Here is a 23,406-nt window from a genome sequence, read left to right on the forward strand (position 1 = left end):
CTAACCTAATCCTATGCATTCAAAGCAGATATTGGCTGCCTTTTTTAAAACTGTCAAGTAGTCAAGTCTCTTCACGCCAATGAATAAAAAAGCTATTGCCATGGCTAAGAATACATATTGTGTGACTTTTTTCTTCTTCATCTTATTTCATTTCTTTCGGAACGAATTGTTCGCAAAGTTCTTTAAATTGTTCGTAGCTTTGAGCACCGATGATAGGTGAGCCAACAATGTTACCTTCTTTATCAAGAACGAATGTTGTAGGGTAACCTGTTACAGCTGCTAGGAACTTGTCGTTCATCTCTTGTGTTGGAATTAGGTTTGGATAAGCGCAGCCCTTGTCTTCAATGATTCTTTTGCCAAGTGCGATAATATCGTCACGATTTTGTTTCATAGCGTCGCTCATCTTATCATCTTCTGGAGCTACGTCTGATACAACGCCTAAGAAACCGATTTTGTCTTTGTATTCTTCATAAACTTTAGCTAGGTCTGGCATTTCAGCTTTACATGGTCCGCAGAATGTTCCCCAAACGTTCATGATTGTGTATTCATGTTCAGCTAGGTATTCTTTAGCAGAGAAGTCTTTGCCGTAGATGTCTTTTGTATCGAAATCGAATTTTGCAGCCGCACCCGATTCGCCGTCAACGCTAAGTGGCTTAGCTACTTTGATAGATTTTTTAACATTTTCAAGGTCTTCGTATAATTTATCATATATTTCTTGATCTTCGCCTGTAAGTCCTTCGGCCTTGTTCATGTATGACCATACAAAGTTGTATCCATCAACGCTTGCTAGTTTTTCGTTATTGTCAAAGCCTGTTAGTGCCTTTAGGCCTTCGTCATCCTTTGGCATCTTGTCATCAGCTATAACATTTATAGCCCACATCTTAGAGAATTCATTGATAACTTTATCAAGTTCTGCTTTTTTATCTTCTTCACTAAGTGTTTGATCCATAAGTAGTTTTGCGTATGCATCTGCTTGTTCAGTACTAGCAAAGCTTGATTTAACGCCGCCGTAGATGTCTCCAGCGTGGTCTCTCTTTTCAAGTAGTTCGTTGTAAACGTGGATGTTCTCGAAAGGCTTGCCCCAAACTTCAGGGTTTAAAGTGTACTTAACACCGCTAGTCTTGATGGCGATAGTGCCTTTGTCCATGTCTTCTTCAGTCGATTTGATCTCACTTTGATCAACAACGTAATCGTTTCCTGATGACTTGTTACAGCTAAATAAAAATAAGCTTGTCATCATTAATAAAATTAAAAGTTTTTTTAGATTTTTCATTTTTCCCTCCATAAATTAAAATGATTTCTTCGAATTACAAAATAATTATACAATATAAATTTTTTCTTTACAAGTCAATTGAGCTAAATAATGTTTACAAAATAGTAACAATAGCACAATTTTAAAACTTCTTTCATATTATATGTATATTAAAGACTATTGTTATAAAATAAATTCAATATCGTTTTAGTTTAATTAATTAATAAAATGGGTAAATAGTTCTTGTAAAAAGATATCCATTGTGATAGAATATAAGCGTAAGCTAATAATAAAAAAGGAGTGATTTTATGGAAAAAGGAGTTAGAGTTTATTCAGAAATTGGTAAACTTAGAAAAGTTATCCTTCATAGACCTGGTGAAGAAATCAACAACGTATCACCAGATACTATGCAAGAACTACTTTTTGACGAAGTACCTTATTTGGATCAAGCACTTAAGGAACATGATTACTTTGCAAACATATTAAAAGAAAGTGGTTGCGAAGTTTATTATCTAGAAGACTTAGTTGCTGATGTAATTAAGGACAAAAACTTAAAGGAAAGCTTAATCGAAGAATTCTTAGACGAAGCTGACCTACACACACCAAACGAAAGATACATCATGAAAGACATCCTGCTACAACAAAAGTCTGAAAAGGACATGGTTATGAAGATGATCGCTGGTACTAGAATGACTGAGCTTACTAAGAGAAGCAAAGAAACACTTGCTGACTTCTCTGACGCTGACAGATATTTCTTAACAGTACCAATGCCAAACGCTTACTTCACAAGAGACCCATTCGCAAACATCGGTCATGGTGTTGCTATCAACAAGATGTGGTCAAATGTTAGAAGAAGAGAAACATTATTTGGTAAATACATCTACGACCATCACGAAATGTTCAAGGGCGTAGACGTACCTAGATGGTATGACAGAGAAGATAAGTTCCACACAGAAGGTGGAGACCAACTTATACTTACTAAAGACGTATTAGCAGTTGGTATCTCTCAAAGAACTGAAGCAGCAGCACTTCAAAAACTAGCTGAAAACGTATTGCTAGCTGATGAATTCAAGACAGTTCTTGCAATTAACATCCCTCAATCACATGCATTCATGCACCTTGACACAGTATTCACAATGATCGACAAAGACAAATTCACTATCCACCCAGAAATTGAAGGACCTCTAGTAGTTTATTCAATGGTTAAGGACGGAGATAAAGTTAAGATCACTGAAGAAAAGAACTCATTAGACAAAGTTCTAGCTCACTACCTAGGCTTAGACAAAGTTGATTTAATCAGATGCGGCGGCGGACTAGGAATTGACGCTCAAAGAGAACAATGGAACGACGGTTCAAACACATTAGCAATCGCTCCAGGCGAAGTTGTAGTATATGACAGAAACGTAGTAACAAATGATTTACTTGAAAAAGAAGGAATCAAATTACACAGAATGCCATCATATGAACTTTCAAGAGGTAGAGGCGGCCCAAGATGTATGTCTATGCCACTTTACAGAGAAGACGTTAAATAATTAAAAATTCTAAATTACGGAGGTTAAAATTAATGGCAGTTAATTTACACGGCAGAAATTTCATCACATTAAAAGACTTTACACCAGATGAAATTCACTACCTATTAAACCTTGCTAGCGACTTAAAAGCTAAGAAGAGAGCAGGTATTAAAGGCGATTTACTAGAAAGAAAAAATATCGTACTATTATTTGAAAAAACTAGTACAAGAACTAGATGTTCATTCGAAGTTGCTTGTATGGACGAAGGTGGCCAAGTTACATTCTTAGGCTCACAAGACTCACAAATGGGCAAGAAAGAATCAATCGAAGATACTGCTAAAGTATTAGGTAGATTCTACGATGGTATCGAATTTAGAGGATTTAAACAAGAAACAGTTGATACACTTGCTAAACACGCAGGAGTACCAGTTTGGAACGGTTTAACAGACCTTTATCACCCAACACAAATACTAGCAGACTTCATGACAGTTAAAGAATATGTACCAAAGCCATTTAACGAAATCAAATTCGTTTACGTAGGCGACGCTAGAAACAACATGGGTAACTCCCTAATGATAGGCGCTGCTAAGATGGGTATGCACTTCGTTGCCCTAGCTCCAAAGGAACTATGGCCATCAGAAGACCTTGTTAAGGAAATGGAAGAAGTTTCCAAAGAAACAGGCGCAACTATCGAATTCGAAGAAGACGTTAAGAAAGCAGTTAAAGACGCAGACGTTATCTACACAGACGTTTGGGTATCAATGGGCGAAGAAGACAAATTCGAAGAAAGAATCAAACTTCTTAAACCATATCAAGTAAATATGGACATGATCGAAGCTACAGGCAATGAACATGTTATATTCTTACACTGCCTACCAAGCTTCCACGACCTTAACACTAAGATCGGTGCTGAAATTGGTGAAAAATACGGCTTAAAAGAAATGGAAGTTACTGACGAAGTATTCAGAAGCAAGTACTCAAGAGTATTTGACGAAGCTGAAAACAGAATGCACACTATAAAGGCAGTTATCGTTGCCACTATAGGAAAACTATAGAATGAAGGTAGTAGTTGCATTAGGAGGCAACGCTCTAGGAAAAACTTGTGCAGAACAAAAAGAATTAGTTAAGAAGACAGCAAAACCAATCGTCGACTTAATCGAACAAGGTAACGACGTTACCATCGCTCATGGCAATGGCCCTCAAGTAGGCCTTATCAATAACGCATTCAAAGGCGATATGCCATTTGCAGAGTGCGGCGCAATGAGCCAAGGCTACATTGGATACCACTTACAAAATGCCATCAAGGCAGAACTAAAGAGAAGAGGCATCAAGAAAAACGTAGCTACAGTTATCACACAAGTTTTAGTAGATAAAGATGACAAAGCATTCCAAAACCCTACTAAGCCTATCGGCCTATTCTATACAAAAGAAGAAGCAGATAAGCTTATGGCCGCAACAGGCGACACATACGTTGAAGACGCAGGTAGAGGCTACAGAAAAGTTATAGCTTCACCAAAGCCTATAGACGTAGTAGAAAAGGATCTAATCAGTCACCTTATCGAAGCAGGAGACGTTGTAATCACAGTTGGCGGCGGCGGAATCCCAGTTATCGCAGACGGCGACGGCTACGAAGGTGTAGCAGCAGTTATCGATAAAGACTTCGCTTCAGAAAAACTAGCTGAGATAGTTGATGCAGATCAACTAATCATATTAACAGCAGTTGAAAAAGTTGCCATAAACTTCGGTAAAGAAAACCAAGAAGAGCTTAATAAAGTGACAGTAGATGAGATGAAAAAGTACTCAGAAGAAGGACACTTCGCAAAAGGATCCATGCTTCCAAAAGTTGAAGCAGCCATCATGTTTGCAGAGTCCAAACCTGGTAGAGTCAGCTTAATCACATCACTTGAAAAAGCAGGCGAAGGTATCGAAGGAAAGACTGGAACTATAATTTCTAAGTAATAGAAATATATCAAAGAGCAGATTAATTTCTGCTCTTTTTGTTTTAAAAGCTTTAGCCATGGGTATATATCTATTGACAATTGATAGACAAAATTTAGGAGGGATATTAATGAAAGACATTACAATTTATACAAGCACTACATGTTCATTCTGCCACATGGCAAAGGATTACTTAGATGGAAAGAACATCAAGTACACAGAAAAGAACATCTCAGAAGATAAAGACGCTAGGATGGAAATGATGAAGATGGGCTTTACAGGCGTACCAGTTATCATTATAGGCGATGAAAAGATACTTGGCTTTGATAAAGCTAAGATCGATGCAGCATTAGAAGACTAAGATATTTACACGAAGTATGTACCATTTGGTGCATACTTTTTTTATGCCTTGAGAATGGCTGGGCCACTTCGTAGATAATTGCTAAATTATTAATTATTTTAGATGCAAGAGACATGTTTATGCTAGTCAAAACATATATACGCACTTAATAGACCGAAATTGACATGCACACGAAGAAAAAAGGTGGAAACCCACCTAAATTCTTCGAGCTAATATGAATTTTATGGTATAATTATTAAAAGAAAGATTATAGGAGGACATATGCTAGACAAATTTGGTTTTGATTTATGGGCCCAGGATTACGACAAAACTGTTGAAATCTCAGAGAGTGAGGACGAATATCCATTTGCTGGATATAAAGATGTTCTTGCCTACATCTATAACGCAGTAAGAACTATGAAGGCAAAGAAAGTTCTTGACATAGGTTTTGGCACGGCGATACTCTCGAAAAAACTTTATGATGACGGCCTTGAGATTCACGGTCAAGACTTTTCAAAGAATATGCTTGATATAGCGCAAGAAAAAATGCCAAAGGCAAAATTATATGAAGGCGATTTCGCAAAAGCACTAGACAAGGAGATATTAAGTGAAAAATATGACGCGATACTCGCGACATATTCAATTCATCACATAATTGATGCTGAGAAAAAAGATTTTTTGATGACTTTACTTAGCCTTCTTAATGATGGAGGCAAAATTTTTATAGGCGACGTTAGTTTTGTGGACCTTGCATCATTAGAAGCTTGCAGAGAAGAGTCAAAAGATTATTGGGATGATGACGAGCACTACCTTGTTTATGAGAGCATCAAGAAAGATTTTCTAAAGGCAATTTTCGAAAAAATAAGTTTTTGCTCAGGCGTTTTGATTTTAGAAAAATAGTTTTTACGTTTGGTCCATGGCAGTGCTATGGGCCCTTTTATTTCTTACAAAATAGTAACAATTAATGAAAATTCATTCGCGGAGTGCTTTATTATGATATACTATATATAAGGAAGTGATGATATGAAAAAGTTTTTACTTATACTAATGATCTTAGCAATGCTAATAAGTGCCTTTGCCTGTCAAAAGCCAAATGAGGCGCCAAATGAAAAAAGCGAAGCAAACGAAGCAAACGAAGCAAACGAAACAAATGAAGCAAATGAAGCAAATGAAGCAAATGAAGCAAACGAAGCAAGTGAAATAGACGAGACTAATCAAGTGGACGGAGGAGCTCTAATACCTGCTGTCATGGTTAACGGCAAATTATACAAGGATACTGGTGTTTTAAATAACTTAGTCAAATGCGGCACCATGGACGGCAAAATCGAAAAAGTCGTTCCTACAAGTGAGTTTCCAAAGAACGACGGTGAGTCAAACTTTGATAAGTGCGAGTACCAATACTCTGGCGATGGCTTTTTAACTGTTTACTATGAAGGCAAATATCTTTTGTTCTCGACTGGAGACAATTGGAGCGAAACTAAAAAATACGTCGCAAATTTCACAGGAACTGTAGAGGAAGTAGTATATGACGAAAGTGCAAAGGCTGCTACTATGCTTAGAATAAAAGATATAGAGGTGCCTAAAGAGTTTAAATATGTTTTCGGCAAAAATACCGAGTATCCAAATCCATTCCTAGTAAAGCTTGATTATGTAGTCGTTCAAAAGGATAGAGAACCAATTGACGCAAAAGAAATTAAAGGCAAAAAGGTCACAGTCTACTTTGATGGCACAGCTCACAACACAGAGCTAGAATCAAGTGCGCTAATTACAATCGATTCAGCTTATGAGGTAGAAGTTCTAGACTAAATTACAGAGAATACACTTGATTTTCACGTGCAATAGCTGTATAATATACACAAGGAAGTGATATTATGTCAAAAAGCAACTTAACGATAGCGATGGATAAGAACGATAAAGAAAAATTTATAAACTTAGTTGATGAACTTGGACTAAACGTATCGACAGCTATAAACATGTTTGTAAAGCAATCAATTAGAGAAAATGCTTTGCCACTGAATTTAAAGATCAATAACATAGAAAAGACATCTGAAGACATTATGAACGAATACGATGAAGCGTTTAGGGAGCTTTCAAAGTGATATACGTAAAGAAGTTTTAGACTAATGCTAAATTTACTCAAAGAACAATTTGCAAAACCCAAATTTAAATCTCTTCTTTTAGGAACAGCTATATACATGCTCTTTGTAGTGCTTATGAGAGTAATCATCTTAAGCACTTCACTTGACTTAAATATAAAATTTTTTTCAGCGCACATAGTTTTTATAGACCTTGTTTTTGTACTTTGCCTAATACTATTTATATGGTGCATCTACTTGCTTAGGCTGCTTTGGGAGTGCTACGAAAAGAATATTAGCAAAATTATCATATCCATAGCTATGGGACTCGCGATACTATTTATGCTATTTGCTTGCGTCATTTATTTTTTCTCACGCATTGACAACGGCTACTACGAGTTCAAGTCGGATGATGGCAAAAACATAGCCATAGTCCACGAAGATAGTTTTCTTTTTAGCACAAGCCTTGACCTATACAAAAGAGAGAACGCCTTTTTCGTTCGCAAGATCGAAGACGATTTCTTCACGGGAGACCAAGGTTATGTTATGGGCGCTGATATATATGAAGTTAAGTGGGACGGAGCTATATTTAAGCTTAGTTTTGAGCAAAAATATGGACCATATAATTATGAATACAATTTAAATAACTATTAAGGGCTTTCACGTGAGAGCCCTTTTCTCTTGCCAAAATATTTTCAAAGTGATATAATATCTTTATAAGCAATATACTTTATTATCATGGTAAATCAAGGAGGAAAAAATGAAGAAGAAAATTTCGTTATTATTAGTAGTTCTTATGCTAGTGACACTTATGCCTATGTCAATGGCTTCGAGCGAAGAAAAGGCTATGGAGAGCACTCAAAAGTTTACAGTTAACGGTGAGGCGCGTGAGATTAGAGCTTATATTATAAAGGGCAAAAATTATTTAAAGCTTCGTGACGCAGCCGCTGCACTTAGAGGAACAAAGGCGCAATTCTACGTTGACTACGACAATGACAAACATCTTGTTAGCATAGAAAAAAATAAGCCATATGAAGACCTATCAGATATCAAGACTTATTCATCTCAAAAAGAGCTTTGGGCAACTATGAGAAATATGGATGTCCTTATCGATGGCAAAGAGAAAAAACTTAAATCTGCCTTTATTATCGAAACAAATTACATCGAGCTAAGAGATTTAGCTAAGCTAATGGGTTTTGACGTCAGCTATGACGCGCCTACAAAAACTGTAGCAATTACATCAGATAAAGTTAAAATGCCTTGCAAGCTTGATTTTGAGCTAGAAGACTTCGATGGTAATAAACGTAACATTGCCGATATATTAGCTGAGCATGAATACACTCTAGTTAATGTTTGGTCGACTGATTATGCACAATGCAAAAAAGAACTTCCTGACTTAACAAAGCTAGCAAACGATTATAATGGCAAAGCGGGCTTCCTTGGCGTTATTCAAAACATTGAGCCTCTTACTAGCACATCAAGTGATTATGACAAGAAGACTAGAGAAGAAAATATAGCTAAGGCAAAGAGCTTATTAAAAGAAGCAGATGCTAAATATCAAAATCTATGTCCTAGCCAAGCGGCTGAGAAGTATTTTAATTTCAAGATAAAAGCCGTTCCAACAGTTTTCATCTTTGATAGCGAAGGTAATATTCTCAAAACATTTATTGGCGTTGGCGCTTATGGTTTCTATGAAAAATATGAAAGAGCATTGAAGAAATATATTAAATAACTATTAAGGGCTTTCACACGAGAGCCCTTTTTCATGGTCCACCCATGTTTATGGACTAGCCACTTCGTAAAGACCACTCACGTCTTTATTTTTTTTTATTTTTGTGATATAATATCTATAATTATATTTATAGGAGGGACGAGATGAGCGAAGCTTTATATAGAAGGTTTAGACCCAAGACTTTTAACGAAATCATCGGTCAAGATCACATCACAACCATACTTAAAAATCAAATACTACAAAGTAGACTATCTCATGCCTACCTATTCACCGGCACGCGCGGAACAGGTAAAACCTCTCTTGCGAAAGTTTTTGCGAGGGCAATTAACTGCCTTGATCCACACGATGCCGAGCCTTGTAATGAGTGCGAGAACTGTATTGAGACGATGAGCGGCAAGGCCGTCGACATCATAGAGCTTGACGCTGCGTCAAACAACTCCGTCGACAATATCCGCGAGCTTCGTGACAAGGCGATATATCTACCAACTAAGCTAAAATACAAAGTCTACATCATAGACGAGGTTCACATGCTATCGAAGGGCGCCTTCAATGCGCTTTTAAAAATACTTGAGGAGCCACCAAAGCATCTGATATTTATACTTGCAACGACAGAGCCAGAGAGGATACCAAAGACCATCATCTCCCGTGTTCAGCGCTTCGATTTTAAGCGTATAGACGATGGTTTAATCGCGAAGAATTTATCTCGCGTTCTTGATACTATTGGCAAAAAATATGAGGACGAGGCAGTTCAAATCGTTGCTAGAGCGGGCGCTGGCTCGATGAGAGACGCTTTATCCATGCTTGAGAGCACCATCAGCTACTCAGACACTCTTACTAAGGAGAGCGTACTCAAAGCCTTGGGACTGCTTGATGAGAGCTACTCAACTGGCATAGTAGAGGCGATATTCACGCGCAATCTCGAAAAATATTATGCTAATTTAGATAAGCTCTTCCTTGATGGCAAGGACGAAGCGATGATCATAGATGGCATAATTAAGGCGCTTAGAGAGATTCTCTACGACAAAGTTAATATGCTTGGCAAATACAATTTTACCTTTGACATCAAGCTTATGGACATCATAAACGCGATCGACATCTACATGGATTACCTTGAGAGGATGAAGTTTGTCAAGGAAAAGCGGATTTTCGTTGAGATGGCTGGTCTTAAGGTCATGAGCCTTGACAGCGATGTTATGAAGATGAACTTCGATAGATCCGTTACAGTCAGTGATTTAGCGCAGCCTGTGAGTGACCACGATAATGGCAATGCCAAAGCCACTTCGTCAAAAACAGCTCAAGATAATCAAGACAACTCTTTTGACGACTTAGCAAGCCTTGAGATGGGCATGGTGGACTACGAAGATGAAGGCTTTTACTTCACAGAAATGGAAGAGGAAGCAAAAAAAGAAAAAGAGTCAAAAAACATAGACAAGGCAAAATCATTTGATGAGGCAAAATCACTTGATGAAGCGAAATCAATTGACAAAGCAAAATCACTTGACAATGCAAAAAATATAAACGAGGCAAAGCCATTTGATGAAGTAAAAGTAAATGACGAAGCAAAAACACTTGATGAGCAAAATTCACAAGGCTTAGCAGAAAGTGAAGAAAGCGAAGAAAGTGATTCTGACAGCGAAAGTGGCAAGACCATTATCCCCGCTGAAAAAGAGAAAGCCATTGATTTAGATGAAGACGAAGAACCCGAAGAGGACTTCGAAAAGAACAAGGCGCTTTACGAAAACTTCTTGAAAGATGATGACATGAGGGTACTTAAGTCCATATTCACAGATTTTGAATACTCAAAAACTGTTTCTGGCGTATTAGTACTGAAAAAGTCTCGTGACATAGCTTTAGACACTAGTGTAGCTCTTGTAGACATGAACAAGGACGCGATATTAAAGACTATTAACAAATATTTTAATGATATAATCGATATCAAAATTGAAAGCTCCGACCAAGAGAAGAAGACTCTCAAACTAAGAGAGGACCTTAAAGAGTTCTTGGGCGGCAAGCTTATAATTAAGTAGGAGGTAATTATGAAAAGAGGATTCCCACAAATGGGCGGCAACATGAATAACATGATGAAGCAGCTTAAAAAAGCACAAGAAAATATGCAAAAGAAGCAAGAAGAGATTGAAGCTACTATATTAGAAGTAGATAAGGGCATGGTGAAGGTAGAAATCACTGGTAAAAAAGAGATCAAGTCCATCACCATAGATCCAGAAGTAGTCGATCCAGACGACGTTGAAATGCTTGAAGACTTAATCATGGTCGCAGTAAACGAGGCTATAGCCAAGGCTGATGACCTTATGAACTCTGAGATGGGCAAATTAACTGGCGGCCTAGGTATTCCAGGACTATAATGGATAGGCTAGATAAGCTAGTTAGCAATTTAGAGTCGTTTCCGCAATTTGGCTCGAAGTCTTCGATAAAGTTCGCTTATTACCTTTTGAACAATAGGGACAAGGCCATGAGCCTAGCGAGGGACATCGAGGAGACTCTTGAAAATATTCACAGATGCAAGATTTGCTGTAACTATAGTGAAGCTGACGTCTGCGGCATCTGCTCTGACGAGGACAGAGATCACTCTACCATATTAGTAGTAGAAAAGGAAGAGAATGTTATGCGCCTTGACAAAGAGGGCGGCTACAACGGTCTTTATCACGTTTTAGGCGGCACTATCAACATGCTTGAGGGCATAGGTCCTGAGGAGATAAACATCCCTGAGCTATTCCAAAGGCTTGACGGCAGTGTGAAAGAGCTCATCATTGCGACTGACCCAGACATTGCGGGCACTGCGACAGCGAATTACATCAAGGAGAACATCCCTGACAAGAGCGTCAAAGTGACTAGGATAGGTACCGGCGTGCCGATGGGCGCTGACCTAAGCTACTACGACGCAGAAACTATCAGAAAGGCGATCGACAATCGTGTCGACATGTAATATGAAGAAATTAGCAGTTATTGATTCAGGTATAGGGGGCTTATCCGTTGTTCGTGAGCTTCTTAAGCTGAATAATGAGATCGAAATAAATTACTTCGGGGACAATATCAGGGTGCCTTATGGCAATATGAGTCGTGACGAAATCCTTTCTTGTATGGAGCATATTTTGGACTTCTTATACGAAAAGGGCGTTACTGACTGCCTTGTCGCTTGTAATACCATGAGTAGCGCGATACTTAATACCGGCTACACACATAAGATTAAGCTCTACAATATAGTTACGCCAACTATTGACGAGGTAAATAGGCTTGCACTTAATAAAGCGGCGATACTTGCGACGAAGTTTACCATCGCTTCGAAAGAGTATTACAATAGGCTCAAGGCCATAGGCACAGATGATTTACTAGAGATGGCGAGCGCATCTCTTGCGGCGCTTATCGAGGACTTCGACGAGAACAGGGACATCATCGAAGAGGAAGTGCTTGATTACAAAAGGTGCATTGACGATGGTGGCTACAAGACCTTAATCTTGGGCTGCACTCACTACGAGTTCATTGACGCGATTTTCAAAGAGCTGATGCCCGAAGTAGATTTTATTAAGCCTGCGAAGCTCCTTGCCCATAGCTTTGACGCGAGTGGACTTAAAAAAGGCGACTTCAACATCTACACGACTAAGGGCAAAGACATCTATATCCATAGTCTAAGGACTCTTGATATAGATAAAAAACTTAATATAGAAGATTATATAGAAATCTAGGAGGAACTATGAAAAAGATTGATTACAAAGAAAGGATCAAGGACCTGCATCTTACAAACTTCCTAAGAGCGGAAGATGGCAGGACTGACACGCTTCTTTCAGATGTCTTCATCGACAACAACTCTCTTCCTGAGCTTTCCATAGACGAGGTACGACTTGAAAAGAAATTCTTCAACAGAAACTTTTCTCGTCCTTTTTACATAAACGCGATGACTGGCGGCACCGAAAAGGCGCTTAGAATCAACGAGATTTTAGCTAGGCTCGCACGTGACTTTAATATACCTATGATGCTTGGAAGCGAGAAGATAGCTGTTGTGGACAAGAAGTTCCCTGAAACATTCACCATTGCACGTGAGGTCAACAAAGACGGCTACCTTATAGCCAATGTCGGTGCTACAGCGAATTTGGATGTGATGAAGAAGGCGGTTGATTTAATCGATGCCAACGCCATCTGCATACATCTAAATGCTTTTCAAGAGCTCATCAATGGCGAGGGTGACAGGGATTTCACTAGCTACATGAAGAACATCGAGGCGGCACTTAAGTATTTTAAGCTGCCCGTCATAGTGAAAGAATGCGGTTTTGGCATGAATCAAAGGAATATCGAGGATCTCGCTAAGCTCGGTGTCAAATACATCGACATATCAGGCGCAGGCGGCACAAACTTTGCTAGGATCGAGTCCATGGCGAACGCTGCCGAAGATTTCTCGGATATCTTCGACTTTGGCACGCCAACAGCACTCTCTATACTATATGCAAGGGAGCTCAAGAAGAAGTACAAATTTACCCTAATCGCCTCAGGCGGTATAAGGACTGCGATGGACGCCTTCAAAGCCTACGTTATAGGCGCCGACGTCGTTGCGCTCGGTGGCGAGCTATTAAAATACGTCTACCACGGCTCATATGAGGCGAGCGCAGACTATATCAATAGCTTTTCAGATAAGCTCAGAAAGCTCATGCTCATCACGTCTTCACGCAATACAGGCGAGCTAAAGCATGTGAGATACAAATTAGAAGGCAGATTAAAAGATCTATGGGAGGATTAAGATGAATAAAGATAATAAAAGCATAAACCTATCGATGCTGGCGGACTACTACGAGTTCACCATGGCCAACGGCTACATTGCCAATGGCGTGGCGGATACAGAGGCAGTCTTCGATATGTTCTTTAGAAAAGTCCCTGACAATGGTGGCTTCGCCATCGCCGCAGGACTTGAGCAAGTCATTGAATATATAGAAAATCTAAAATTTACAGAAGATGATATAGATTACTTCAAAAGCAAAAAAATATTTTCGGAAGAATTTTTGGACTTCTTAAGAAATTTCAAATTCACCTGCGATGTATGGGCGGTAGAAGAAGGAACACCAGTATTTCCAAAGGAACCCATCATCATAGTTAAGGGCCCGGTTAAGGAAGCGCAAATCATGGAGACAATGATACTTCTTACGATAAACTACCAATCCTTAATAGCGACAAAGGCAAGCAGGATCGTTAGAGTAGCTAAGGGCAGAGCCATCTCAGAATTTGGCTCGAGACGCGCCCAAGCGAGTGAAGCAGCGATACTTGGAGCAAGAGCAGCCTACATCGGCGGCGCGAAAGCCACAGCAAACACTATCACAGACAAGTTTTTCGGCGTTCCAGCCACAGGCACCATGGCCCACTCATGGGTACAAATGTACGATACAGAGCTAGAAGCCTTTAGAGCCTACGCGAAAGTTTATCCAGACTCCTGCGTTTTACTCGTTGACACATACAATACACTCGAAGAAGGCATACCAAACGCGATAAAGGTTTTTGACGAGCTCCGTGCCAATGGTCATGAAGGCGTCGGTATAAGGATAGACTCAGGCGACCTTGCTTATCTATCAAAAAAAGCAAGAGTAATGCTCGACGAAGCAGGCTACCCAGACGTTAAGATCATGGTCTCAAACTCACTTGATGAGTACGTGATTAAAGACCTTCTTGGTCAAGGCGCCCAAATCGATGGCTTTGGTGTTGGCGAAAGACTGATCACATCAAGAAGCGAGCCAGTTTTTGGCGGCGTATACAAACTTGTATCCACATTCAAAGACGGCAAAGAGATATACAAGATCAAAATCAGTGGTGACGTCGAAAAAATCACAACACCCGGCTTTAAAAAGCTATATAGATTATATGACAACGAAACAGGAAAGGCACTTGCCGACCTCGTTACAACACACGATGAAGAGATCGACTTCACAAAAGATATCGAGATCTTCCACCCATTATATACTTGGAAGAAGAAAACACTTACAAACTACACAGCAGTGCCGCTACTAAAGAAAATTTTCGACAAAGGTAAATTAGTATATAATAAGAAGACAATCGACGAAGTGCAAAAGTATTCACTAGAAGAAGTCGATAAGCTTTGGGATGAAGTCAAGAGACTTGAAAATCCACACGAGTACTACGTTGACCTTAGCAAAAAGCTTTGGACAATTAAAAACGATATGCTTAATAAAAAACATTAAGATGATAGCTCTTTGAGATAAACTCAGAGAGCTTTTTTATGCCAAAACCATTATTATGGCACAGCCATTGCTATAATTATGGCGCAGCCATCACCATAAACATAAGCATCTTGACAAAGATAAGCGGATGTAATAAAATCATCTTAATAAAGGAGATTAGCCATGCTAAAAGAAAAGCCCGTAATACTGTCAATCTCGGCACTAGACTCAAGCGCCCTAAGAGGCGTCGAGGCAGACGTCAAGACAGCACTAAAACTAAATACTTACTGCACAGTCGCGACAACAACTGTGACCAGCCAAAACACACAAAGGTGCATCTCAAGACTTGCCCTCTCCTCGTCCATGGTCTACGACCAGATCAAGGCAGCGAGCGAGGACTTCGTGATCGGCTGCGTCAAAATCGGACTCATCTCAAACATCAACCAGGCAAAAGCCGTGAAAGATGCACTTGATAAATACTTTAATGAAGTGCCAGTCGTCCTAGACCCAGTCATCGCGTCAAAGTTCGGCCACATCTATACAGACGCCGAAACACTTTACTATATAAAAGAAAACATCTTTCATAAAGTCACGCTACTTACACCAAACATGAAAGAGGCAGAAGTTTTATCAGGAATGAAAGTCACTACAGTTACCGAAATGCTTGCCGCAGCACAAAAGCTTCACCTTGATTATGGCGCAAGCGTTCTGATCACAGGAGGCGAACTCGAGGGTGAACTGAAAGATGTATTAGTCATAGATGGCAAAGAGAAAATTATAGATAGGAAGAGAGTAGATAGAGCTGCCTTTGGACTAGGCGCAACAGTCTCCACCGCCATAGCTACATACTTAGCAAAAGGATATAAGATGGAAGAGGCAGTGAGGTTTGGATTGGAATATTTGACAATGTGTTTAAATGCGGATAGTAAAGATATTTTGTGGCAAGTATAAATTTCGCGTTCTTTCGCATTCAAACAAGCCCTTCTGCTCGTTCGAATTTAGCTTCGCTCAAAGTACCATCTGTACGTAATCGCTTGCTAAATTCTCCACTTCGCAGAATCATCTTGTTTGCTCTGCAAAATAACTGCGAAATTATATAATTATTTTGCAAAATATTTTCAAATAAAGATAAAGCAAATATATTATTACTATTTCGCTCATAAAAGTTCTTCGTAAAGAAAATTCATTGATTTTATCTGCAAAATAATTGCAAAATTGATTTGGAGAAACTTGCTATAAAAAATATTTCTAAAATGAAAAACAAAATAGAATTTATAATAAATTTTCAATGCTATGTAATTTTACATAGCATTTTTGTATACATTTTGTAAATAATTTCGACTTTCGAAACTGTTATACTTATATTATAGACATAAAGAAAGGAGAAAATTATGAATAAATTTAAAAGACTATTGTTTACACTATTCATCTTTGCCTATATGCTCGCACAGTTCGAGTCCATCAAGGCAGAGAGCGTTAAGGCAGAGTACACAGACGCAGCTAATACAGAAGTCATCACAGAAGTATTAGATACAGATAAAAAACCAATTGACATGAGTACTGGTTTAGTGACAGAACCATTCACATGCGATGGCGGTCAAAGCGCTGCACGTGAAGACTTTATTCCAGAGAGCATAATCAAAGAAAACGCCTTAGACGAAACAGCCCCTATATAATCCCCTATATAATAAGGAAGAGAATATAATGAAGACCCTATGCTAGACGAGTAAAACGCCTAGCATATTTTTTTAATTAGACGAAAAACGTATATGCCAAATCTTATAGACATACAACGTGAAAATGAGATGGGGGGGGGTACACGTGTGTAGAAAATTGTTAAAAAAGCGTTAAATTTAAAAATATATTTGCTTTTTAGACAAATATATGCTATAATGATGCCAAGTAAATACGATCTTCTGTGCCACCAGAAAAAGTCGTTAGATACTTTAAAAGTCATTCCTAGAAGAAATTTCACAAAACGCATGCAAAAAATGTGAGATGACTTTTGGGTACATAATCATGCACAAAAACACAAGCAATAATTATTTCGATTATAGACGAGTCGGTGGCACGACCCGTCTTTTTTAGTGTCTTTAACGAACTAAAGTGGAGTGCACAGAAGATTAGGAGATAACTTGCGCAAAGCAAGAAATACGAAAGGAGACAAAAAATGCAAAAGAAAAATTATTTGCGAAAAACACTCGCACTAGTCATGGCATTTTTAATGATAGTGACTATGATGCCAGTGAATGTTTTTGCAGAGACCTACAAAGAAAAGGGCTCTAGCAAAGAAAAAACGACTGATTGGTCAATTGATGAAGAAAAAGAAGCGGAGATGAGTTATTGGAGGCTATCTAATATCAACGAAGTCACTGTCGTTGCTAACGCCGAAGGGATGAAGACACCTTGTATTAACTACATTGGTACTTATATCAATGCGGAAGGTAAAACGGTCGTTAGACTTTCTTTTAGAGTGTTCCAAAACCTAGCCACTGCTGTATGGCATAACGCCCTATTTAAATTTGACAATGATTTATATGACCTGATTGATTTCGATGATTCGGGAACAGGGATGTATAAGGGCGTAGAAAATGGAGACTGGCACGATTCAGCAACCTACAAAGAAGTTGCACAGTTTACGAAAGTGGTGAGCTCAATTTCGGGGGCAGTAAATGTTAAAGAACAAAGCTTGAAAAACAATAAGAATTTAGTTGGAGGAAATTGTCGTTCTGAAATTCCCATCGACCTTGTTTTAAAAGAGGGCAAAACAGTTGCCGACATTAAAGGGCAACCGCATATTCAAATGCGATTAACAGACAAGGACCATAAAAGGATATTCTGCGTAGCAGGAACGGGAAAAGCTAAGGATGATCCTGCGAAAAACGATGATTCGGCAGTGGATAAAAATAAGATTATTACGCCTTATAACTCCTACACTTTTATGACTTATATACCGTCGGCAAATAATAATGCGGACGTGAATACTGTGGAAGACTACAATAGGGACTACCAATTTTACGCTGCCAATTCTTACGCAAAATATAACGAAGCGGGCGGCTATCTGGATGTCTTCCACAAACAATCAAAGATGAATTCCGGTGACAATATTGGTGGTGAAAACTTTGCCTTTAGACAAGTATTTAATGAAGAATTTGCAGGCGTTTTAAAAAAACAAGATGAATCGGGTACGGTAGCAGAAGTTTTTCCGGCAAGCCAACAAGGTGATATGTGGAAAACTGCTAAACCTATAAAAATCACTATGAATGATTTAAACACGTCTGATAACAGTGATTTAAATCCCGGTTTTCAAGGCATACAAGTCGCTTCAAATTATAAGAGCACGATTAAAAAGAAATTTGCAGGCCTTAACACCGTATTAACCACGGCGAAACCAGGAGAATCCTATTTAAACGGTGCAACAACAGAGCTTAACTCAGGCTTGCCTACCATTACAAGATACTACATCGACAAAGACAGGGTTGCTGCAAAGGGATTTACTGCTGATGATATTGCATCCTTTGACTTTTATTCAACTTTTATTTTAGATAGTACTAAGAAATTTATTGAGTATACAGCGACTAATAACACAGGTAAAGATATCGTTCTTGTACCGAATAGCACAATCGGTTTAACCTATGTCGATGGAAAAACGTCTACACCAAATACTGGATTAAAGCAGTACTCACTGACTTTCGGAGACGGTCCTTATAAAATTGAACTAAGATCCAATTTTAAGCACACAGGAACCTCGAGAGGTAAAAACGTGGGTTCACAATACGAGTATAACTTAATTCCTGGCATGACAATTAAAGCAGGAGAAGAAATAACTTTTAGGACTATGAAGTATGATACAATTCCTACAAAAGTTATCTTAACTTTGCCTGGCACTGACGGAGATAAGACAATTGACTTAGTGCCTGGTGCAGACGGAGCTGAAAAAACAACTCCTAGAAGACTAAACTATATCACCACTTATTCAGGCGGCTCTGCATCACAAACTAACCTACCACCAGACGTAGATGAAATCTTTACAGACTCAAAGAAAATCACAGGTAGAACAAGATATAAATTAGCAAAGATGAGATTGTATTATCCTGACAATACTGATTTTGAATTTACAATTGATGACAATCCTTTAAAAGATGTAGTAGTAAATGGAACGACACTAAAGGGTTATACATTCACTACAGATAACAAATCTGGTATATATACTAAGAATGGAGTTGAAGAAAAAACAGCTAGAGCATTTAAAATGCCAACTCTTAAGAAAGATATGCCTATAGACGTAACAAACAGAGACGAACTTAAAGCGTCTGTAGCAAGTGATAAAGTTACAGAACAAGTGCAAGCTAAAGTTAGATTCATGCTAGATACAGAGCAAGCTCTATATATGGAAAGAATTGCACCTCTTAACACTCAATATCTATACACTTACGACGAAACTACAAAACAATATTCAAAGAACACAGCTTATGTGGCAAATGGTTTTGGAGAACTTGACGACAAAGGCAATGTAGTTGATGGCACACTTGATAACATCAAAGTTGATGCAAATCGAGTTATTGAAGTTGATGGTGAAAAGATGATTAACTACATTAATCACGATGGAAAGACTTATGGTACAAGTGATGCAAATCAAAAGAAAGAACTTGCTAATAGACAATGGCCAAAAATTACACTCAACGATAGCCTCAAGCTTTTCAATGGTAAAGTTATTATAGGTTGGACAACAAAAGAACTTAAAGACGATGCCAACGAAACAGCTGCACAAAAATACTACAAATTAGTAGAAGATAAAAAGATTGTTACTAAACTAGAAAACTGGACAAATGCAAAGACAGAAGCTTATGTTTATAACTCTAAATCACCTATGGAAGAAAATATAACAGTTTATGCTGTTTGGGGAGAACCAGCAATCAGACTTCACTCTAACTTTGATAAAGACACATCAGCTGAAGATATGCAAGAAGACGTTGAAACACAAGTTCTTGAAAAGGCTGTTTTGGATAAGTTAAAAGCAAATGCAGACCCAACAACAATTGACGCAACATTAAAATCTGTTTATGACAAAGATGAATTTAAACGCGACGGATATTCATTAGTAGGTTTCTCAAGAGAGCCTAATGCAAATGAGCCAGACATAAACGTTACAGATGCAGGTACACTTAAAGCAGACCTATATCTAAGAGACGGCGATACATTTAAGCTAGCTGCTAATGGTTCACAAGAAACTAGCTCAGGAAAAGTTAACTATGATTATAAATTTGATGCAACTAAGGGACTTGACCTATATGCAGTATGGAAAGAAGACTTTACAGTTAAGGCTACAAAAGCTTGGCTAGACAAAGATGGCAAAGCCTTAACACCTAAGGCAGAAAATGTAAGTACACTTAAATTTGCCCTTATCGGTCGTCCAGCAGTAGGAACTTTTGGACAAGAAGTCGTTGTAAATGAAGCAACTTACCACCCAATTGCAGGAACAATCAAGAACTTTACAGGTACAGACCTAACTTGGGGCGAAGGTACAGAAACAAAACTAAAAGGCTACGATACAAAGGGCCGCCGTATGTCATACCTAATCGTAGAACTTACAAATGCTAAACAAGAAGCAGCTTTTAATGCTGGTTCTACAAATTGGCCAGACTACGGAATCAAAATCACTGAACCAGACCCAGATCATCATGTATATGGACACAAGGACCAAGTTATAAGCTTTAAGAATGGTGCTAATGTAGATACATTCACTGGAGCAACTACACGTCTTCACAAGACTGCTATAAATCCTAATGGAGAAAATCCACACGGAAGCGGACCAGCACCGACTGTAGGTTACTTCGATACAACAGGTTATATAATTAATGTAACAAATAAAGAAGTTGTAGTTCCATATCCAACTATCAAACAAGGATACACTGGAGATACTACTATAACAGTTAATCCACCAGCAAAGATGGTAGATAAAATTACAGTAACACTTCCAGATGGTACAACAGCTATCTTTAATAAGAACGCAGCAGGAACAGGCTATGAAACAACAGCTGAAGGCAATACAACAGCAACACTTGAAGTTACAGGCGGAAAGCTTATAATCACACCAGCTACTCCACTTACAAAAGGCCAAGTAGTTAAAGCAAAGGCAGAAACAGAAATTGCAGGATCAAAGGTTCCATCGGAAGAAGTTTCTATGAAGGTTATTGATAGAAAAGCATCTAACAAGCCTGAAGAATTAAAACAAGAAAAATATGATGAGAGTGGCAAAGTACCAATATCCTTCATAGTTCCTGACCATATAACAGACAAGCCAGTAGCGGGAACAGTCTACACTGTAGTTACAGTGGATGCAGGCGGAAATGAAAGTCCTACATCTCACAAATATAAAATACCTGTTGATGGAGCTGATACAATACCAGGAACTCGTCAAACAATTACAGTTCCAAAATCAGAACTTGAAGGCAAGAAAGTAATCATAAGGGCAGAGGAACCTAACAAGACTCCGACAAATTCAGATTTATTAGAATTAGACTTTACACCTCCAACAATTACACCGGTTGGAAGAGATGAACGCTGGAGAAGATGGAGAGATATCGATGTAACATTGAGTGAAGCTGCAGACGGACCTATAACATTAACTTATATAGAAGATGGCAAAGAAAAGTCTGAAGAATATAACACTAAAGAGGAATTAACATATAGGATAGAAAGACTTAAACTAAAAGACAATATTACAGATATGAAGATAACTGCTGCTGATGAATTCGGAAATAAAGAATCGAAAAAAGTTCAATACACACCTATAGGACAAACACAAATCATAGTTGCACCTATAAGAGCAGGCAGAAACTTCGTAATTGTAACAGCTAAAGAAGCAAATACAAAAGTAGTAGTAAATGTTTATGAATCAGGAACATTACTTGATAGCTACGAAAGAGATAAGTACTTTGACTTCATTGGACCAAATAAACCTACACCAAAGGCAACAGTAGAATTGCTAATTACTGAAGCTGGCAAACGTCAAAGAATGAGAATTCTTGATGGTGATGGCAATGCTTATAAGTTACAAAAGGGAGATGTAATTGATATAGTAGGTACTATTGGAGAAAAAGGACCAGGTTATAAGATTACAAATCCATTTACAGAAATAGTTAAATAAATTAAGATAGACGAGGGGCACTTCGCCCCTCCAAACTACAGAGTAGAAAGGAGCAATTATGAACAGTAAAAAGAGAATTTTATCTCTAATTATGGCTGTTTTGATGTTTATAACATTTGTTCCAGCCCAAACATTTGCTAATACAAGCAATTTTGTTGAGCCAAAACAAAATGTTGTCAACGGACACAAAGAAGGAGATAAACTAGTATTTGATGTCTTAACGGCTAAAAATCCAAGACGATACAAACAACAATCAAGCGGTTTCAGTTTATTTAGGGCAGGAGAAGCTGCAATTATTGACCAAAAAGTAAAAATAGACTTAAAAACTGTTGGTCTAGGTGAAGACTCTGATACTTTTACTTGGAGTCTACTACCTGATGGACTTAAAGTAACAGTTTATTTTACAAACCAAAGTGGACTAGAAACAGAAAAGCAAGAAGTAACATTAACACAAAGCAATCCAAGTCAAGAAGTAATACTAAAAGTTCCGGCAAATGGCGGAACAGGAAAACTTCATGCAGAAATTCCAGCCCTTGACAATAACACTGCAATTAGAGTTATTAGAACAGGAGAAGCCACAGCAGATACTACAGTAGGAAGTGGTGACTGGTCATTTGACGTTCAAGTGAGTGAAATTACTAATCCAGTTATCAATTTAGAAGTAAAAGACCCTTATGGCAAACCAGCAACAGCAGCAGGAGATGTAAAGGCAAAACTTCATGTTGCAGGTCTAGATGGTGAGGCAGATGGACTTGATATACCATTTACAATTTCACAAGGTAACACTAGCTTCAACCTAAAAGAAGCTGATCTTTTTGACAGCAAAAAAGGAAGTGAAGACTTAATAGAATTAAACTACCCTGGAACTAGTCCAGCACTTACTGTTGACAATGAAACAGCAGAAAATAAGTTGACATTAGGCGCAGGAAAAGAAGCGGTTGAATATAAAGTTGTAAAAACTTATACGATTGCAGATGGTGGTACAATCACATTAACAAGCCAACCAAAAGTAATAGTTCCACAAGGCCCATCAGATACAACACCAACTGGATACGTAAGAGTAACATTCGATCCAACAAGTGAAGGTACTATCACAGGCCTTGCACAAGGCGCAAAACTTGAATTTGATGTTAGGGACGATGTAGCATGGAATGACGTTGCCGTAACAGCAAAAATCCCAGCAACAGCAGCTTACAAAGACGCAACAAAAGAATTTACAAATTGGAATCCAACTG

Annotated in this window: 21 protein-coding genes; 19 read left to right on the forward strand and 2 right to left on the reverse strand. The window is 38.4% G+C overall.

Annotated elements, in window-relative coordinates:
• On the reverse strand, positions 1-141 hold the full coding sequence (locus AC1EJ0_RS05035) for a CD1871A family CXXC motif-containing protein (RefSeq protein WP_480023416.1): 141 nt from the start codon (positions 139-141) through the stop codon (positions 1-3).
• A 1-nt stretch (position 142) separates the two neighbouring features.
• Positions 143-1,273: a TlpA family protein disulfide reductase gene (locus AC1EJ0_RS05040; RefSeq protein ID WP_480023415.1), complete on the reverse strand. Its 1,131-nt coding sequence runs from the start codon at positions 1,271-1,273 to the stop codon at positions 143-145.
• Positions 1,274-1,560: 287 nt separating this feature from the next.
• On the opposite strand from AC1EJ0_RS05040, the gene arcA reads away from it, so the two are divergent.
• The 19 genes from arcA to AC1EJ0_RS05135 form a co-directional block, all read left to right on the forward strand.
• Entirely contained in the window at positions 1,561-2,784 is a 1,224-nt protein-coding gene (arcA, locus tag AC1EJ0_RS05045; RefSeq protein WP_480023414.1) for an arginine deiminase, read from the forward strand.
• 32 nt (positions 2,785-2,816) lie between these two features.
• Entirely contained in the window at positions 2,817-3,818 is a 1,002-nt protein-coding gene (argF, locus tag AC1EJ0_RS05050) for an ornithine carbamoyltransferase (RefSeq protein WP_480023413.1), read from the forward strand.
• Between the two features lies 1 nt (position 3,819).
• The gene (arcC, locus tag AC1EJ0_RS05055) at positions 3,820-4,722 is read left to right on the forward strand and encodes a carbamate kinase (protein ID WP_480023412.1); all 903 of its coding nucleotides are present in this window, start codon (positions 3,820-3,822) and stop codon (positions 4,720-4,722) included.
• Between the two features lie 109 nt (positions 4,723-4,831).
• Complete coding sequence (locus AC1EJ0_RS05060; RefSeq protein WP_058259787.1) at positions 4,832-5,062, forward strand: glutaredoxin family protein; 231 nt, start codon at positions 4,832-4,834, stop codon at positions 5,060-5,062.
• A gap of 261 nt (positions 5,063-5,323) precedes the next feature.
• Complete coding sequence (locus AC1EJ0_RS05065; RefSeq protein ID WP_480023411.1) at positions 5,324-5,941, forward strand: class I SAM-dependent DNA methyltransferase; 618 nt, start codon at positions 5,324-5,326, stop codon at positions 5,939-5,941.
• 123 nt (positions 5,942-6,064) lie between these two features.
• Positions 6,065-6,847: a hypothetical protein gene (locus AC1EJ0_RS05070; RefSeq protein WP_480023410.1), complete on the forward strand. Its 783-nt coding sequence runs from the start codon at positions 6,065-6,067 to the stop codon at positions 6,845-6,847.
• 65 nt (positions 6,848-6,912) lie between these two features.
• Positions 6,913-7,140: a type II toxin-antitoxin system RelB/DinJ family antitoxin gene (locus tag AC1EJ0_RS05075; protein ID WP_480023409.1), complete on the forward strand. Its 228-nt coding sequence runs from the start codon at positions 6,913-6,915 to the stop codon at positions 7,138-7,140.
• 24 nt (positions 7,141-7,164) lie between these two features.
• Entirely contained in the window at positions 7,165-7,770 is a 606-nt protein-coding gene (locus AC1EJ0_RS05080) for a hypothetical protein (protein ID WP_480023408.1), read from the forward strand.
• A gap of 106 nt (positions 7,771-7,876) precedes the next feature.
• The gene (locus AC1EJ0_RS05085; RefSeq protein ID WP_480023407.1) at positions 7,877-8,848 is read left to right on the forward strand and encodes a stalk domain-containing protein; all 972 of its coding nucleotides are present in this window, start codon (positions 7,877-7,879) and stop codon (positions 8,846-8,848) included.
• 143 nt (positions 8,849-8,991) lie between these two features.
• Positions 8,992-10,875, forward strand: a complete 1,884-nt coding sequence (dnaX, locus tag AC1EJ0_RS05090) for a DNA polymerase III subunit gamma/tau (protein ID WP_480023406.1) — start codon at positions 8,992-8,994, stop codon at positions 10,873-10,875.
• A gap of 6 nt (positions 10,876-10,881) precedes the next feature.
• The gene (locus tag AC1EJ0_RS05095) at positions 10,882-11,211 is read left to right on the forward strand and encodes a YbaB/EbfC family nucleoid-associated protein (RefSeq protein WP_294796089.1); all 330 of its coding nucleotides are present in this window, start codon (positions 10,882-10,884) and stop codon (positions 11,209-11,211) included.
• Positions 11,211-11,792: a recombination mediator RecR gene (gene recR, locus AC1EJ0_RS05100; RefSeq protein WP_058259794.1), complete on the forward strand. Its 582-nt coding sequence runs from the start codon at positions 11,211-11,213 to the stop codon at positions 11,790-11,792. Before AC1EJ0_RS05095 ends, recR begins: the two co-directional genes overlap by 1 nt.
• A 1-nt stretch (position 11,793) precedes the next feature.
• Entirely contained in the window at positions 11,794-12,549 is a 756-nt protein-coding gene (locus AC1EJ0_RS05105; RefSeq protein WP_480023405.1) for a glutamate racemase, read from the forward strand.
• A gap of 8 nt (positions 12,550-12,557) precedes the next feature.
• The gene (fni, locus tag AC1EJ0_RS05110) at positions 12,558-13,595 is read left to right on the forward strand and encodes a type 2 isopentenyl-diphosphate Delta-isomerase (protein WP_480023404.1); all 1,038 of its coding nucleotides are present in this window, start codon (positions 12,558-12,560) and stop codon (positions 13,593-13,595) included.
• Position 13,596: 1 nt separating this feature from the next.
• Positions 13,597-15,042, forward strand: coding sequence for a nicotinate phosphoribosyltransferase (locus AC1EJ0_RS05115; RefSeq protein ID WP_058259797.1), 1,446 nt, complete (start codon positions 13,597-13,599; stop codon positions 15,040-15,042).
• A 162-nt stretch (positions 15,043-15,204) separates the two neighbouring features.
• Positions 15,205-15,972 carry a bifunctional hydroxymethylpyrimidine kinase/phosphomethylpyrimidine kinase gene (gene thiD / locus AC1EJ0_RS05120; RefSeq protein ID WP_480023403.1) on the forward strand — a complete coding sequence of 256 codons (768 nt, stop codon included), beginning with the start codon at positions 15,205-15,207 and terminating at the stop codon, positions 15,970-15,972.
• A 440-nt stretch (positions 15,973-16,412) separates the two neighbouring features.
• Complete coding sequence (locus tag AC1EJ0_RS05125; protein ID WP_480023402.1) at positions 16,413-16,697, forward strand: hypothetical protein; 285 nt, start codon at positions 16,413-16,415, stop codon at positions 16,695-16,697.
• Positions 16,698-17,191: 494 nt separating this feature from the next.
• Positions 17,192-22,171, forward strand: coding sequence for a hypothetical protein (locus tag AC1EJ0_RS05130; protein ID WP_480023401.1), 4,980 nt, complete (start codon positions 17,192-17,194; stop codon positions 22,169-22,171).
• A gap of 58 nt (positions 22,172-22,229) precedes the next feature.
• On the forward strand, positions 22,230-23,406 hold a 1,177-nt coding region (locus tag AC1EJ0_RS05135), incomplete at its 3' end, for a hypothetical protein (RefSeq protein WP_480023400.1).

It is taken from the genome of Fenollaria sp. C0166D3, from assembly GCF_056590255.1.

What these genes read in the sequence shown, in the direction of transcription:
- dnaX (WP_480023406.1), top strand. Translation starts at nt 8,992, where the DNA reads ATGAGCGAAGCTTTATATAGAAGGTTTAGACCCAAGACTTTTAACGAA.
- AC1EJ0_RS05070 (WP_480023410.1), top strand. Translation starts at nt 6,065, where the DNA reads ATGAAAAAGTTTTTACTTATACTAATGATCTTAGCAATGCTAATAAGT.
- AC1EJ0_RS05125 (WP_480023402.1), top strand. Translation starts at nt 16,413, where the DNA reads ATGAATAAATTTAAAAGACTATTGTTTACACTATTCATCTTTGCCTAT.
- AC1EJ0_RS05075 (WP_480023409.1), top strand. Translation starts at nt 6,913, where the DNA reads ATGTCAAAAAGCAACTTAACGATAGCGATGGATAAGAACGATAAAGAA.
- AC1EJ0_RS05085 (WP_480023407.1), top strand. Translation starts at nt 7,877, where the DNA reads ATGAAGAAGAAAATTTCGTTATTATTAGTAGTTCTTATGCTAGTGACA.
- argF (WP_480023413.1), top strand. Translation starts at nt 2,817, where the DNA reads ATGGCAGTTAATTTACACGGCAGAAATTTCATCACATTAAAAGACTTT.
- AC1EJ0_RS05040 (WP_480023415.1), bottom strand. Translation starts at nt 1,273, where the DNA reads ATGAAAAATCTAAAAAAACTTTTAATTTTATTAATGATGACAAGCTTA.
- fni (WP_480023404.1), top strand. Translation starts at nt 12,558, where the DNA reads ATGAAAAAGATTGATTACAAAGAAAGGATCAAGGACCTGCATCTTACA.
- arcA (WP_480023414.1), top strand. Translation starts at nt 1,561, where the DNA reads ATGGAAAAAGGAGTTAGAGTTTATTCAGAAATTGGTAAACTTAGAAAA.
- AC1EJ0_RS05080 (WP_480023408.1), top strand. Translation starts at nt 7,165, where the DNA reads ATGCTAAATTTACTCAAAGAACAATTTGCAAAACCCAAATTTAAATCT.
- AC1EJ0_RS05115 (WP_058259797.1), top strand. Translation starts at nt 13,597, where the DNA reads ATGAATAAAGATAATAAAAGCATAAACCTATCGATGCTGGCGGACTAC.
- AC1EJ0_RS05035 (WP_480023416.1), bottom strand. Translation starts at nt 141, where the DNA reads ATGAAGAAGAAAAAAGTCACACAATATGTATTCTTAGCCATGGCAATA.
- recR (WP_058259794.1), top strand. Translation starts at nt 11,211, where the DNA reads ATGGATAGGCTAGATAAGCTAGTTAGCAATTTAGAGTCGTTTCCGCAA.
- thiD (WP_480023403.1), top strand. Translation starts at nt 15,205, where the DNA reads ATGCTAAAAGAAAAGCCCGTAATACTGTCAATCTCGGCACTAGACTCA.
- AC1EJ0_RS05065 (WP_480023411.1), top strand. Translation starts at nt 5,324, where the DNA reads ATGCTAGACAAATTTGGTTTTGATTTATGGGCCCAGGATTACGACAAA.
- AC1EJ0_RS05105 (WP_480023405.1), top strand. Translation starts at nt 11,794, where the DNA reads ATGAAGAAATTAGCAGTTATTGATTCAGGTATAGGGGGCTTATCCGTT.
- AC1EJ0_RS05130 (WP_480023401.1), top strand. Translation starts at nt 17,192, where the DNA reads ATGCAAAAGAAAAATTATTTGCGAAAAACACTCGCACTAGTCATGGCA.
- arcC (WP_480023412.1), top strand. Translation starts at nt 3,820, where the DNA reads ATGAAGGTAGTAGTTGCATTAGGAGGCAACGCTCTAGGAAAAACTTGT.
- AC1EJ0_RS05060 (WP_058259787.1), top strand. Translation starts at nt 4,832, where the DNA reads ATGAAAGACATTACAATTTATACAAGCACTACATGTTCATTCTGCCAC.